This is a genomic window from Nocardia sp. NPDC041819 (assembly GCF_055590505.1).
Genome location: NZ_JBVJAP010000008.1, coordinates 104,534 through 117,249, shown reverse-complemented (window position 1 = coordinate 117,249; position 12,716 = coordinate 104,534). Strand labels below are relative to the sequence as shown.

Genomic DNA, 12,716 nt, shown 5'->3' with positions numbered 1-12,716 from the left:
ATCGTGTTCCGGCGTACCGGTAGGCGACCGGCGCCGCTGCCAGCGAGGGAAGGACCGCAGTATGACAGCCTCCGACCGTCACCTTCAGGACGCGGGACCCTTGGATCCGGCGGACGGCGGGGAGTCGGAGGGCTACGCGCGGGGCCTGAGCCCGCGCACCATTCAGATGATCGCCATCGGCGGCGCGATCGGCACGGGCCTGTTCTACGGTGCGGGCGGTGCGATCGAGCAGGCCGGTCCCGGTCTCATCCTCGCCTATCTGGCGGCGGGCCTGGCCATCTTCGTGATCATGCGGGCGCTCGGCGAATTGCTGACCTACCGGCCGATCTCGGGCAGTTTCGCCGAGTACGCGCACGAATTCCTCGGCCGCTTCGCCGGTTTCGTGACCGGCTGGTCGTACTGGGCGGTGTGGGTCGCCACCTGCATGGCCGAGATCACCGTGGCGGGCAAGTACGTGGAGTACTGGTTCGACATCGCGCCGTGGGTCACCGCACTGGTCGTGCTCGCGGTGATGTTCTGCGCCAACTTGATCTCGGTGCGGCTGTTCGGCGAGGGCGAGTTCTGGTTCTCCACCATCAAGGTGACCGCCATCGTCGGCATGATCCTGCTCGGCATCGGCGTGCTGCTGTTCGGTTTCGGTCACGCGCCCGACCCCACCGTCACCAATCTGTGGGCCGACGGGGGCGTGTTCCCCAACGGTCTCGGCCAGTCGCTGCTGGTGTTGCAGATCGTGCTGTTCGCCTACGTCGGCGTGGAATTGGTCGGCGTCACCGCGGGGGAGGCGCGAGAGCCCCGCAAGACGCTGCGCAAGGCGATCAACACGCTCCCCTTCCGGATCGGCCTGTTCTACGTCGGCGCGCTCGTGGTGATCATGGCGGTGTCCAGCTGGCGCACCTTCCACGCGGGCAAGAGCCCGTTCGTGGAGGTCTTCGAGCAGATCGGCATCCCCGGCGCGGCGGGCATCGTCAACTTCGTGCTGCTCACCGCGGCATTGTCGTCGTGCAACTCGGGGATCTACTCGACCGGCCGGATGCTGCGCACCCTGTCGCTGCGCGGCGAGGCGCCCGCCGGGCTGAGCAAGCTGAGCGCGAACGCGGTGCCCTACGCCGGGATCATCGCGTCCGCCGCGGCGATGGTGATCGGTGTGGTGGTCAACCTCATCTCCCCGGACAAGGCGTTCGCCTACATCACCTCGGTGTCGACCATCGGCATCATCTTCGTCTGGGGCGTCATCCTGGTCTGTCACCTGCTCTACCGGGCCAAGGTGGCCCGCGGTGAGTTGCCCGCGAGCGACTACCGGCTGCCCGCCGCGCCATACACCACCGTGCTGGCGCTGGCGTTCCTCGGGCTGGTGGTCGTGCTGCTGCTGTTCACCGACAGCGGGCGCACCGCGATCGTCGTCGGCGTGGTGTGGGCGGTGCTGGTGTCGGCCGGGTACCTCGCGCTGCGCAAGATCGGGAACTCCAGCACCGCGACCGACCCCGTGCATACCAGCTGACGGGCGGTCATAACTAGGCGGCCGCGAAGAGCGCGACAGCGCCGACCGTCTCCACCACGCCGTAGAACCAGGTCGGGTAGAAGGCCGTCCGCTCATCGAGCACGGCGGACACCACGCGGCCGACAGCCATGCCCGCCAGGGCCGCGCCGACCGCGACCATGATCCCGCCGCGCAGTGATCCGAGGTCCAGGGCGGCCACCGCGAGCACGGCCGCCATCGCCAGCCCGAAACCGCCGTAGACGGCGCGCACTTCGTAGCGGGCGCCGGCTTCGGTGAGCCGGATGCCGAAGGGTCTGATCAGCGCGGTGGGTGCGGCTAGTGCGTACGCGCCCATGCCGAGGAAGAACACGCCGACGATCCCGCATACGGTTTGTGCCACTGCGACCTCCAGATTTCCGGTTCGGTTCGGGGGAAGCCCAGCTTGCGCCAGGGTCGGGGCCAAGCGCTTCCGAAAACCCGCTGCCTCGAGTCGAGTCGTCCGCTTCATCTGTGCGCTCCTGGCCCGCGGGCCTGCGGCGGCATATGCCGATGAGGACGAGCGCTGGATGTCGGCGCGGCCCGCGCCTCCGTGAGCTGCCCGGCATGGGTGCCACCCGGTTGCCGCCCACCTGTCCAGAGCGACCGAAGCACCTCGCGCCACTGTGGCCGAGCGCGGTGCGGGACCGACGGTCAGCCGGTCGTCGAGCGCCGGGGCATCATCGCCGAAGCGATGAGCATGACGGCGGCCATCGCCGCGATCGTGACGAAGACCAGATGCACCGCCGAGGCCAGCGTGGCGGGCAGCGGGTGGTCGGTGTGGCCGACCCGCGAGTTCACGATCGCACCGAACACGGCGACGCCCACCGCGCTGCCGAGCGAGCGCGCGAACATATTGGCCGAGGTGACCACGCCCCGTTCGGTCCACTCGGCACTGGTCTGCGCCGCGATCAGGGTCGGGGTCGCGACCAAGCCCATGCCGGTGCCGATCACGAAGCAGGACGCGGCGACCTGCCACAGCGCCGAGTGCTGGGTGATCAACAGCGTGCTCGCGGCGCCGAGCGCCGCCAAGCCGCTGCCGATCAGGGCTGTCGCGCGGAAGCCGATGCGCAGGTACACCTTGCCCGCTTGGGACGCGGCCAGCGGCCAGCCGAGAGTGAGCGCGCCGACCGTCAGGCCCGCGACCAGCGCGCCGGTGCCGAGCACACCCTGGGTGAAGGTGGGCACGTAGGAGGTCGCTCCGATCAGGACGGCGCCGACCAGGACCGACACCAGGCTGCTGGCGATCACCACGCGGCGGGTGAACACCCACAGCGGCAGGATCGGATTGCGCGCCCTGCGTTCGACCGGCCCGAACAGCACGAGCAGGAGCGCGCCGCCCGCGAAGATCCCGACGCTGACCGGCGAGGACCACGCCCACGCCTGGCCGCCCTCGAGCAGTCCGAGGATCAACGCGCCCGCGCCGACGGTCAGCAGAGCCGCACCCGGGTAGTCGACGCTCTGCCTGCGTCGTGGCGCGGCCTCGGCGAAATTGCGCACCAGCATCCATCCGGCCAGCGCGCAGAGCGGAAGGTTGATCAGGAAGATCCAGCGCCAACTGACGTACTCGGCGAACAGGCCGCCGAGCAACGGGCCCGCCACACTCGACATGGCCCACACGCTGGCCAGATATCCCTGGACCTTGGCGCGCTCCGACAACGTGTACAAATCGCCCGCGATCGTCATCGTCATCGGCTGGATCGCTCCGGCGCCGATGCCCTGGACGGCGCGGAAGACGATCAGTCCGAGCATGCTGGTCGCCACGCCGCACAGCAGCGAACCCAGTGCGAACATCGCGATCCCGAACAGAATCACGGGTTTACGCCCCACGGTGTCGGCGAGCTTGCCGTAGATCGGCACCGTCACCGCCTGCGCGAGCAGATAGATGGAGAACAACCAGGGGAACTGCGCGAAGCCGCCGAGGCTGTCGGTGATGGTGAGCACCGCCGTGGCGATGACCGTCGAGTCGAGCGCGACCAGCGCGGTCGCCAGCATCAGCGAGCCGAGGATGGCGCCGCGCTCGGATCGGAGCCCTACGGACGCCGTCACAGTCTCGGTCGCCACCGCGGCCCCTCTCGTTCGCCTGTCTAACCACCTCGAACGACCGTATCCGCCCTCCGGCTATTCCCGCATACGGATTTTTCGTGCTCGGAGCGGCCCGGCCACCGCGGCGGCGGTCCGGCGAGGAGCCCTGGCGAGGCACCGGCGCGACCGTAATCGTCGGTGGCCGGCGCCCCGGGTCACCGGTGCGGGTCCGCCCCGGTCGGGGGCGGCTGTGCCTCGAGGACGGCGAGTTCCTCGTCGGTGAGCAGTCGCGAGCGGATCAGAAAGCGCACCCCTTCGGGCGCTTCCAGGGAGAATCCGCTGCCCCGTCCCGGCACCACGTCGACCGTGAGATGGGTGTGCCGCCAATACTCGTACTGGTCGGCACTCATCCAGAACGGGGTGTCCGCCGCCGGATACCCCAGCAGCACGTCCGACGCGCCGACCCGGAATTCGCCGCGCGGATAGCACATCGGTGCGCTGCCGTCACAGCAGCCGCCGGACTGATGGAACATCACCGGGCCGTGCTGCTCGATCAGCCGGCGCAGCAGCGCTCGCGCCGGTCCGGTGAACTCCACGCGACCGGCCGGATCCGGCATCAGAAGAATCCGAGCTTGTCCGGCGAGTAGCTGACCAGCAGGTTCTTGGTCTGCTGGTAGTGGTCGAGCATCATGCGGTGGTTCTCGCGCCCGATGCCGGACTTCTTGTAGCCGCCGAAGGCGGCGTGCGCGGGGTAGGCGTGATAGCAGTTGGTCCACACCCGGCCCGCCTTGATCTGGCGGCCGAGGCGGTAGGCGGCGTTGATGTCGCGGGTCCACACTCCCGCGCCGAGTCCGTAGAGGGTGTCGTTGGCGATCTTCAGCGCCTCGTCGACGGAGTCGAACGTGGTCACCGACACGACCGGTCCGAAGATCTCCTCCTGGAAGATCCGCATGTCGTTGCGGCCGGAGAAGATCGTCGGCTCGACGTAGAAACCGCCGGGGAACTCGTCGACCTTGCGCGGGCCGCCGCCGGTGAGCACCTCGGCGCCCTCCTGGCGGCCGATGTCGATGTAGGACAGGATCTTCTCGAACTGGTCGTTGCTGGCCTGCGCGCCGATCATGGTGGCCTCGTCGAGCGGGTTGCCGCTGCGGATGGCTTTGGTGCGTTCGACGCACCGGGCGATGAACTCGTCGTAGATCGAGGAGTGGATCAGCGCGCGGGACGGGCAGGTGCACACCTCGCCCTGGTTGAGCGCGAACATCACGAAGCCCTCCACCGCTTTGTCGAGGAAGGCGTCGTCGGCGGCCATGATGTCGGGCAGGAAGATGTTGGGACTCTTTCCGCCCAGTTCGAGCGTGACCGGGATGATGTTCTCGCTGGCGTACTGCATGATCAGCCTGCCGGTGGTGGTCTCGCCGGTGAAGGCCACCTTGGCCACGCGCGGGCTGGCCGCCAGCGGCTTGCCCGCCTCGACGCCGAAACCGTTGACCACGTTGAGGACTCCCGGCGGCAGCAGATCGGCGATCAGCTCAACGACCTTCAGGATCGAGGCCGGGGTCTGCTCGGCGGGCTTGAGCACCACGGCGTTTCCCGCGGCGAGGGCCGGTGCGAGCTTCCAGGTGGCCATGAGGATCGGGAAGTTCCAAGGGATGATCTGCCCGACGACGCCGAGAGGTTCCTGGAAGTGGTAGGCGATGGTGTCGGCGTCGATCTCGCTGATGCCGCCTTCCTGCGCGCGGACCGCTCCGGCGAAGTAGCGGAAGTGATCGACCGCCAAGGGCAGGTCGGCGGCCAGCGTTTCCCGGACCGGCTTGCCGTTCTCCCAGGTCTCGGCCACTGCCAACGCCTCGAGGTTGTCCTCGATCCGGTCGGCGATCTTGTTGAGCAGATTGGCTCGCTCGGTGGTCGACGTGGCGCCCCACGCGTCAGCCGCCCGGTGCGCGGCATCCAAGGCCAGTTCGATATCGGCGGCCGAGGACCGCGCCACCTCGCAGAAGGTCTGGCCGTCCACCGGCGAGGGATTCTCGAAATAACGGCCTTCCACCGGGGCGGTCCACGCACCGCCGATGAAATTGTCGTAGCGCGTGGCGAATTCGACGACGCTGCCCTCGGTTCCCGGCTTCGCGTAGCTCATGGCGGGTGACTCCTCGCTGGTTGCGGACGTGATGCACACGGCGCGGCGTCCGTGATGCGGGTCACTATGCCTCGCGAGGGTTGACGAAACGTTGAGGCGCGCGAGCTCAGTCGCGCAGCGCGCCGTGCAGCCGTGCGGCCGCCAGCGCACGACGCCCGTCGCCCGCGGGAAGCAGGCGAAGCGCGTGTTCGTGGATCTCGATGTCGTGCGGTGCGCGCTCGCCGTAACGCAGCGCGTGCTCGACGTTTCCGCCGGACAGCACCGCGGTGCGCACGCCGACCGCCAGGTACTCGCGCCACTGCACGATGCCGGGGGTGTCCGAGTCCGGCAGCAGCGGCCCGCGATACAGCTCGACCGCCGTGGCGGTGTCGCCCGCTTCGAGCGCGGCGAGCACGTCCACGGCGTCACAGGACAGCGGGCTCACCAGGCGGTAGACCCGGCTGGTGATGTCGCCGCCGGTGGCGCGCCGCAGGTAGGACATCTCGGATTTGAGCGTGCTGGCCCCGACCGGTCGGTCGCCGTACACCGCGAAGTGCAGACGTTCGTGGGTGAACCCGTCGGGTTCGAGTGCCAGCAGGGTCAGGATCTCCAGGTGCCTCGGCCGTAGCCGCACGGGGGCGCCGTCACGGATCAGGCGGGCGCCGCCGAGGCAGGTCAGCCGGACCCCTGGCGTGGCCATGCGATGGTGCAGCTTGGTCTCGATGGCGGTGACCAGGGTACGGGCGGTGGACAAGGCCAGCGGGTGCGCGCGATCCCAGGTGGTGGACAGGTCCAGCACGCCGAGCTGGCGACCGTCCGCGGCGCGGATCGGCGCGCAGTAGCAGACCCAGCCGTGCAGGGCGGCGACCAAGTGCTCGGCGGAGAACACGGTGTGCGGCCGCGCGGTGCGCAATGCCAGCGACAACGCGTTCGTGCCCATGTGCGCCTCGTCCCATCGACCGCCCGGCGCGAAGTTGACCTGTTCGGCGCGGCGGCGCATCACCGGACCGCCGTGCGACCACAGGATGGTGCCGGTTTCGTCGGTGATCGCCGCGACGTAGCCCGCGCCTTCGGTGATGTCGCGCAACTGGTCGGTCAGCTCGGATACCGGTGTGCGCAGAGGGGACTCGGCCCAGCGGGCGGCCACATCGGCGTCGGCGTGGGGCGCGTGCTCGCACGCCGGATCGACGGTGCGCAGCGATCGCAGCCACGATTGCGCGACCTCGCTGCGCAGCGCGGAATCACCCTGCGGTGTCCCGGCGGGTATCCATCGAGACCACTCTTGTTCCAGTGCAGCGCGTCGCTGCGAGAGGGAACTGCGCTGTGCCATCTCCGCGGATCCTGTGTCTTCGCTCCGATCGTCTCCGTGCCCTCACATCATGCCCCAGCACACGGCCGGGCATTCCGTTTCGGCGCGACGTCCACGGGTCTGGACGAACGACGATCGGGCCGCCGCGTTCCCCTCGGCCGACCAGCGCGAAAGTGCGCGGACACCCAGGCGATCCCGGCGGCGCGACCGGCGATCGGTGTGCGGCCGTCTTCCGGCCGCACACCGACTCGGTCGATTACGGCGTGGAGAATCCGATCAGCGCACCGATGCCCGCCCCGATCGGAACGGTGACCAGCGCGCCGACTCCGCCGAGGAAGAAGCCGATCACGGCGCCGATGCCCGCGCCGATGAGGGCGCCGATACCGGCGTTGTACTGCTTGCGCGCGAGCGTGTCGTCCTCACCGACGAACTGGGTGAGGCGCTCGGTGCTCGCGGGCGCGTCGACCGGCGTCACCGTGAGGGTGCGGCCGGCATCGGTGATCGTGGGCGCCAGCCCGTGCGCCGCGCCGGAGGCCTGGAACGCCAAGGGCATGGTCGCGACGACCTGCCCCGTCCCGTTGCGCAGTTCGACGGCGCCCGCGTCGGCCGTCAACGCGAAGGTGCCCGCGTCGAGGGTGGTGACCACCCCCGTGCCGTCGGCGGCGGGAGCCGAGGTGAAACCGATTCCCTGCTCGACGCCGTGCACGCTGACCTGTGCCGGTGCCGCGGGCTGTGCGTGCGCGACACCCGTCGCTATTCCGGTGGCTCCGACCGCCAGCAGGGCGGTTGCGGCGAATCTGTTGACTCTCATCGTTTTTCCCCACATAGTCGTGTCGGCCACGAGTGCCGACGAATCCCCGAGATGCCGGTTCTCGGCCCCACCCATTCTGGCCGTAGGGCTTTCGCGAAGCAATCGTTCTGCGAATTTCACGAAAAATCGGCGAAGTGCCCGCACCCGGGGCGCTACTGAATTGCGCACGGGCAAAGCTTGTTTCGCTGTCCGATTCGGCCGAATTGCAGACTGTGTGCTGATTCGTCTGGCGCGGTGCAAATTTCGCGCGACAAACGCTGATTTTCCCGGAAAATTCAGACGTGGCAGCCGGATCGGTGCGAGTTCGTCGGCCGAGCGCTGCCGGGGTGCTGGGTTTATCGCGGCCCGGTTCGAGATCGGAGGGTGAACTTCACCGCTCGGGCGGTCGCTCGGCGCGAGGCGGTGATTCGAGGCCGCTGCGGGGTTGCGGCACTCGATCCGGAGATCGCGTCGGTACGTATGGCTACCGGGCTCGGGGATCGATTTCGCCAGGTGCCAGATGATTCCGGGGCCGCGCCCATGCGGAGCCGGGCCGCGAACAAGGCGCAGGGTCGACGGCGCGGAGCCGGAATCATCGGACGTGCTGCGGGAGCGCTCCGCTCAGAACGCGCTACCGGTGCCGGGCAGCATCCAGGCGATGCCGGGCCAGATGCCGAACGGGCTGTAGAAGCCAAACGGGTTGCCCCCGTAGCCGTAACCGCCCCAGCCACCGTAGCCACCCCAGCCGCCGTAACCGCCCCACCCGCCGTGGTGGCCCCAGCCGCCGTGGCGGTGCCAGCCACCGTGGATCTCCTGAGCCTGGCTCGTCTGCGCGACGGTCGGCTGCTGCGCCATCGCGGGCGCGGCGACCGCGGCGACGGGGGTCAGTGCGAGCGCGGCGACCATCGCCACGCGGACAACCGCTCGCCGGGCGCGTCCGGTCTCGACGTCGTGAATCATCGGTACTCCCTCACTTCGGTACGTCTTCGTCCGGTCGGTGACCGATTTCGGAGGTCATCGACCCAATCTAACCAATGCATATCGTACCGTTGAATAACGGTACATTCAATATGGTGCGGTCGTGCGAGAATTTCCTCCCCGCGGAGCGTCGCCGGTCGTGGCGGGTGGTCGCGCTGGGTACCGTCGGTGGCAGCGGACTACCCGAGAAGGAGTCGATTGATGGCTACCAGTGCCGATGTGCTCACCGACGCCTACGAGCGGATCAAGGAGGTGGTGCACGAAGCGGTGGACGGGCTGGCGGACGACCACCTCGTCCGCCGGGTGGATCCGGGCGCCAACTCGATCGCGTGGCTGATCTGGCATCTCACCCGCGTGCAAGACGACCACCTCGCGGAAGTGGCCGGCACCGAGCAGGTCTGGACCGCGCAGGGCTGGTACGACCGCTTCGACCTGCCCATCGACGCGGGAGCGACCGGCTACGGTGACCGCCCCGCCGACGTGGCGGTCATCCGGGCGTCGGCCGAATCGCTCACGGGCTACTACGACGCGGTGCACGAACAGACGTTGCGTTTCGTCCGGAAATTGACCGACAGCGATCTGGACCGCGTCGTCGACGTCCGGTGGGATCCGCCGGTGACGCTGGGTGTGCGGCTGGTCAGCGTGATCTCCGATGATCTCCAGCATGCAGGCCAGGCGGCGTTCCTGCGCGGCGTGCTGGAACGGACGGAGTAACCGGCACCGGGAAGTCCTCGACCCGTGCACGGCCCTCATCGTGACGTAGGTTGATGCCGCGCAAGCCGAATGTTCACAGAGAGTGCCGTCGTGGTCGTGAAGAGTGTTCTGGTCGGTGTCGCCGTGCTCGTCCTCGTGGGCGTCGTCGTGCTCACGGTCGTCGGCGCCCACTGGTATGTCTGGCGGCGGCTCGTGCGGGACACGACCGCGGCGGGCTCCCGCGCGCGGCGCGTCGGCACCGCGATCGTGCTGGCCGGGCCATTGCTGCTGTTGGGCGCGACGGTGGCCGAGCTGGCGTCCGCTCCGTTCGCGGTGGTCCGGATCATCGCCTGGCCCGGCTATCTGTGGGGCGCGTTGTTCGTGTACCTGCTGCTGGCGCTGGCGATCGGCGAGCCGATCCGGATCCTCGCGCTGCGCCGGTTCGATCGGGGCCGGGCGGGACCGAACCGGGAATCTCCTGCGGAGATCGATTCCGTCCCGAAGTCTTCCGGGGGGAGCGGTTCCGAAGAGGCGTCTGCCGGGGGGAGTGGTTCGGCGTCGGAGTCTCCTGTGGGGAGCGGTTCCGGGCAGGTGTCTGTTGTGGGGAGTGGTTCGGCGTCGGAGTCTTTCGTGGGGAGCGGTTCCGGACAGGCGTCTGCCGGGGGAAGCGATTCCGCGTCGAAGTCTCCTGCGGAACATGGCTCTGCGCGGGAGTCATCGACGGCAGCGGGTTCCGCGCCGGAGTCCCTGCCGGACACGGCCGCTCCCGCCGAGTCCCCGAAGACTCGCCTACCGCGCCGTGTCTTCGTCTCGCGGGTGGTGAGCGGCGCCGCGGTCGCCGCCGCGGCGGCGACCGTCGGCATCGGCGCCCACGGCGTCCTGGACGGACCGAGCGTCAAGCGCGTCGCCGTGCCGCTGGCGAAGTTGCCGCGCCGAGCCGACGGGTTCCGCATCGCGGTGGTCAGCGACGTGCATCTCGGTCCGATCCTGGGGCGCGGCTTCGCCCAGCGAGTGGTGCGCAGTGTCAACGACACCCAGCCCGACCTCATCGCGGTCGTCGGCGACCTGGTGGACGGCAGCGTCGAGCACCTGCGATCGGCCGTCGAGCCGCTGGCCGGGCTGCGTGCCCGCCACGGCGCGTTCTTCGTGACCGGAAACCACGAGTACTTCTCCGGCGCCGAACAATGGGTGGAGCACGTTCAGGAGCTCGGCATGCACCTGCTCGCGAACGCCCGCACCGAGCTGCCCGGGTTCGATCTGGCCGGGGTGAACGACGTACAGGGCGAACGCATCGGGCAGGGACCGGATTTCGGCAAGGCGCTCGGCGACCGCGACCGGGCGCGCACCGCGGTGTTGCTGGCGCATCAGCCCGTGCTGATCGAGGACGCGGTAGCGCACGGCGTCGATCTGCAGCTGTCCGGCCATACCCACGGCGGCCAGCTCTGGCCCGGCAATTACCTTGCCGGGCTGGCGAATCCGACCGTCGCCGGGCTGGAGCGATACGGCGACACGCAGCTGTACGTCTCCCGGGGAGCCGGGGCGTGGGGCCCGCCGGTGCGAGTGGGCGCGCCGTCGGACATCACCGTCGTGGAACTCGTATCGCTCCAGGCTTGACCGCGACTCTCGCCGTCAGCCGAACAGGCCGCCGAGCACACCGCCGCTCTGGCCGGCCTCCTGTCCGCCGCCGGTGCCTCCGACGAAGCCGCCCGGCGGCAGCTCCGACGGCTGCACGATGACGAAACCGTGTCCGGAGAACGACAGCGTCATCCCCTCGCCGGTGCTGCGGCCCATCAGCCTGCCCAATCCGAACGAATCGTTGCGTTTGATGCCCGTCTGCAGGCTCGACGACCAGGCCACCGCCGCCTGCGGGTCGGCGTAGGTCGGCTGGTCGACGTTGAGTACCACCGGCGTGCCGTGGGTGGTGATGGCGATGCGGCCACGGCCGGTGAAGACGCAGTTGAACAACCCGGCGTTGCTGGCGAATCCGGCGGCGCCCTGCACCATCCGGATGTCGTAGCGCAGGGTGGAATCGAAGGCCAGCACGTTGGCGCCGTTGATGGTGAGCCCGTCGGTGCCGTCCAGATCGATGGTGTGCACGTCGGCGGCGCCGTTGGCGACGAACAGGTCGCCGCGCCCGGACACCTTCATCAGCGGAACGCCCTCGCCGGTCAGCCGCTGCTGGATCGCCCGGCCGATCCCGCCCGCGCCGAGCGCCTGGAATTGCAGATCGCCCTGGTAGGCGACCATCGATCCGGCGCGAGCCATGACCTCGCCGTTGACGGCCACCTTGATCATCTTGCCGCCCTGCTTCTGGATGCCGGCGCCGGTGACTTCGGCGTGGCTGGGGGCGAAGAGTTCGCTCTGCATCGGCAGCGCTCCTTGCTGAGGTGAGTGCATCGGTGGTGGCGGCACCGCGGCGGCCGGCGCGGAATAGGCCGGTGGCGGTGGGTAGGAAGGCGATGGCGCGGGCTGGTAGGCCGGTGGCGGTGGTTGGTTCGCCGGTGGCGGGGGAGGTGGATAGGCGGGCGGGGGAGCGGGCGCCGGAGCCGGCGGGGCCGGTCGATTCGCCGGTGGGGGAGCCGCAGCGGGCGCCGGGGCCGGTTCGTCGTCGATGCTCACGCCGAAGGCCGTCGCGATTCCGGCCAGTCCGTTGTCGTAACCCTGCCCGACCGCGCGCACCTTCCACGCGCCGCCGCGACGGTAGATCTCCACACACACCACGGCGGTCTCGGTGCTCAGCCCGGTCATCGGGAAGGCGAGCGTGCCAGAGGGGGACGCGATGGTCGCGCGCAGCGACCCCGCGGACGCGAAGGTGGGCGGGCCGTTGCCGTCCAGGCTCGCGGTGACGACGACGCGATCCACGTCGCCGGGCAGCGCGCTGGTCTGGATGTCCACCACATCGCCCGCACCCCGGCCGTGCCGGTAGGTGACGCCGGGGGCGACCGGTTGATTGAAGAACACGAAATCGGCGTCGGAGCGCACCCGCCCCGCCGAGTTCAGCAACAGCGCCGAGACGTCGACGGGGGCCGAGCAGGTCACGGTCACGGTCAGCCGGTCGCCGGGCGCGGGGCGGTTCTCACCGCGGGCGAGGTCGGTCACGGCAGGCCGTCCGATCCGCGGCGGCGCCGTCGGGTTGACATGCGATTCACGGGCTCCAGTGTGTCGTGCGGTCGGAAAGCGCGCCACAGGCACACCGGGTCGTGCGTCGACCCGGCGCCTCGAATCGGTGCGCGGGTCGGTCCATCGCCGTCATCGAGCACGTGGCGTTCGCCGATCGGAGGACCGATGTCGGCCG

At 69.5% G+C, this 12,716-nt stretch carries 11 protein-coding genes; 3 read left to right on the top strand and 8 right to left on the bottom strand.

Features of this window, described 5'->3' with window-relative positions; all coding sequences use genetic code 11:
* The first annotated feature begins 61 nt into the window (after positions 1-61).
* Complete coding sequence (locus ACZ6DL_RS22905) at positions 62-1,498, top strand: amino acid permease (RefSeq protein WP_466053982.1); 1,437 nt, start codon at positions 62-64, stop codon at positions 1,496-1,498.
* 13 nt (positions 1,499-1,511) lie between these two features.
* Here ACZ6DL_RS22905 and ACZ6DL_RS22900 read toward each other — a convergent pair whose 3' ends face one another.
* From ACZ6DL_RS22900 to ACZ6DL_RS22870, 7 genes are all read right to left on the bottom strand, one after another.
* Positions 1,512-1,877, bottom strand: coding sequence for a DUF4345 family protein (locus ACZ6DL_RS22900; protein ID WP_466053980.1), 366 nt, complete (start codon positions 1,875-1,877; stop codon positions 1,512-1,514).
* Between the two features lie 290 nt (positions 1,878-2,167).
* Positions 2,168-3,577, bottom strand: a complete 1,410-nt coding sequence (locus ACZ6DL_RS22895) for an MDR family MFS transporter (protein WP_466053978.1) — start codon at positions 3,575-3,577, stop codon at positions 2,168-2,170.
* A 176-nt stretch (positions 3,578-3,753) separates the two neighbouring features.
* On the bottom strand, positions 3,754-4,155 hold the full coding sequence (locus ACZ6DL_RS22890) for a DUF779 domain-containing protein (protein WP_357958421.1): 402 nt from the start codon (positions 4,153-4,155) through the stop codon (positions 3,754-3,756).
* Positions 4,155-5,672, bottom strand: coding sequence for an acetaldehyde dehydrogenase ExaC (exaC, locus tag ACZ6DL_RS22885; RefSeq protein ID WP_466053977.1), 1,518 nt, complete (start codon positions 5,670-5,672; stop codon positions 4,155-4,157). The genes ACZ6DL_RS22890 and exaC overlap by 1 nt, the downstream gene beginning before the upstream one ends.
* 106 nt (positions 5,673-5,778) lie before the next feature.
* Positions 5,779-6,981 carry an AfsR/SARP family transcriptional regulator gene (locus tag ACZ6DL_RS22880; RefSeq protein ID WP_466053975.1) on the bottom strand — a complete coding sequence of 401 codons (1,203 nt, stop codon included), beginning with the start codon at positions 6,979-6,981 and terminating at the stop codon, positions 5,779-5,781.
* Between the two features lie 235 nt (positions 6,982-7,216).
* The gene (locus ACZ6DL_RS22875; RefSeq protein WP_466053974.1) at positions 7,217-7,771 is read right to left on the bottom strand and encodes a DUF8020 domain-containing protein; all 555 of its coding nucleotides are present in this window, start codon (positions 7,769-7,771) and stop codon (positions 7,217-7,219) included.
* 600 nt (positions 7,772-8,371) lie between these two features.
* The gene (locus ACZ6DL_RS22870; RefSeq protein WP_466053972.1) at positions 8,372-8,710 is read right to left on the bottom strand and encodes a hypothetical protein; all 339 of its coding nucleotides are present in this window, start codon (positions 8,708-8,710) and stop codon (positions 8,372-8,374) included.
* Between the two features lie 219 nt (positions 8,711-8,929).
* On the opposite strand from ACZ6DL_RS22870, the gene ACZ6DL_RS22865 reads away from it, so the two are divergent.
* Positions 8,930-9,442 carry a mycothiol transferase gene (locus ACZ6DL_RS22865; protein WP_466053971.1) on the top strand — a complete coding sequence of 171 codons (513 nt, stop codon included), beginning with the start codon at positions 8,930-8,932 and terminating at the stop codon, positions 9,440-9,442.
* Positions 9,443-9,532: 90 nt separating this feature from the next.
* Positions 9,533-11,035, top strand: a complete 1,503-nt coding sequence (locus tag ACZ6DL_RS22860; RefSeq protein WP_466053969.1) for a metallophosphoesterase — start codon at positions 9,533-9,535, stop codon at positions 11,033-11,035.
* Positions 11,036-11,050: 15 nt separating this feature from the next.
* Here ACZ6DL_RS22860 and ACZ6DL_RS22855 read toward each other — a convergent pair whose 3' ends face one another.
* The gene (locus tag ACZ6DL_RS22855) at positions 11,051-12,520 is read right to left on the bottom strand and encodes an AIM24 family protein (protein WP_466053968.1); all 1,470 of its coding nucleotides are present in this window, start codon (positions 12,518-12,520) and stop codon (positions 11,051-11,053) included.
* Positions 12,521-12,716 lie beyond the last annotated feature (196 nt).

Bases quoted from the DNA above. Each gene is read 5' to 3' on its own strand.
- ACZ6DL_RS22880 (WP_466053975.1), bottom strand. From the start codon at position 6,981: ATGGCACAGCGCAGTTCCCTCTCGCAGCGACGCGCTGCACTGGAACAA.
- ACZ6DL_RS22875 (WP_466053974.1), bottom strand. From the start codon at position 7,771: ATGAGAGTCAACAGATTCGCCGCAACCGCCCTGCTGGCGGTCGGAGCC.
- ACZ6DL_RS22905 (WP_466053982.1), top strand. From the start codon at position 62: ATGACAGCCTCCGACCGTCACCTTCAGGACGCGGGACCCTTGGATCCG.
- ACZ6DL_RS22865 (WP_466053971.1), top strand. From the start codon at position 8,930: ATGGCTACCAGTGCCGATGTGCTCACCGACGCCTACGAGCGGATCAAG.
- ACZ6DL_RS22870 (WP_466053972.1), bottom strand. From the start codon at position 8,710: ATGATTCACGACGTCGAGACCGGACGCGCCCGGCGAGCGGTTGTCCGC.
- exaC (WP_466053977.1), bottom strand. From the start codon at position 5,672: ATGAGCTACGCGAAGCCGGGAACCGAGGGCAGCGTCGTCGAATTCGCC.
- ACZ6DL_RS22890 (WP_357958421.1), bottom strand. From the start codon at position 4,155: ATGCCGGATCCGGCCGGTCGCGTGGAGTTCACCGGACCGGCGCGAGCG.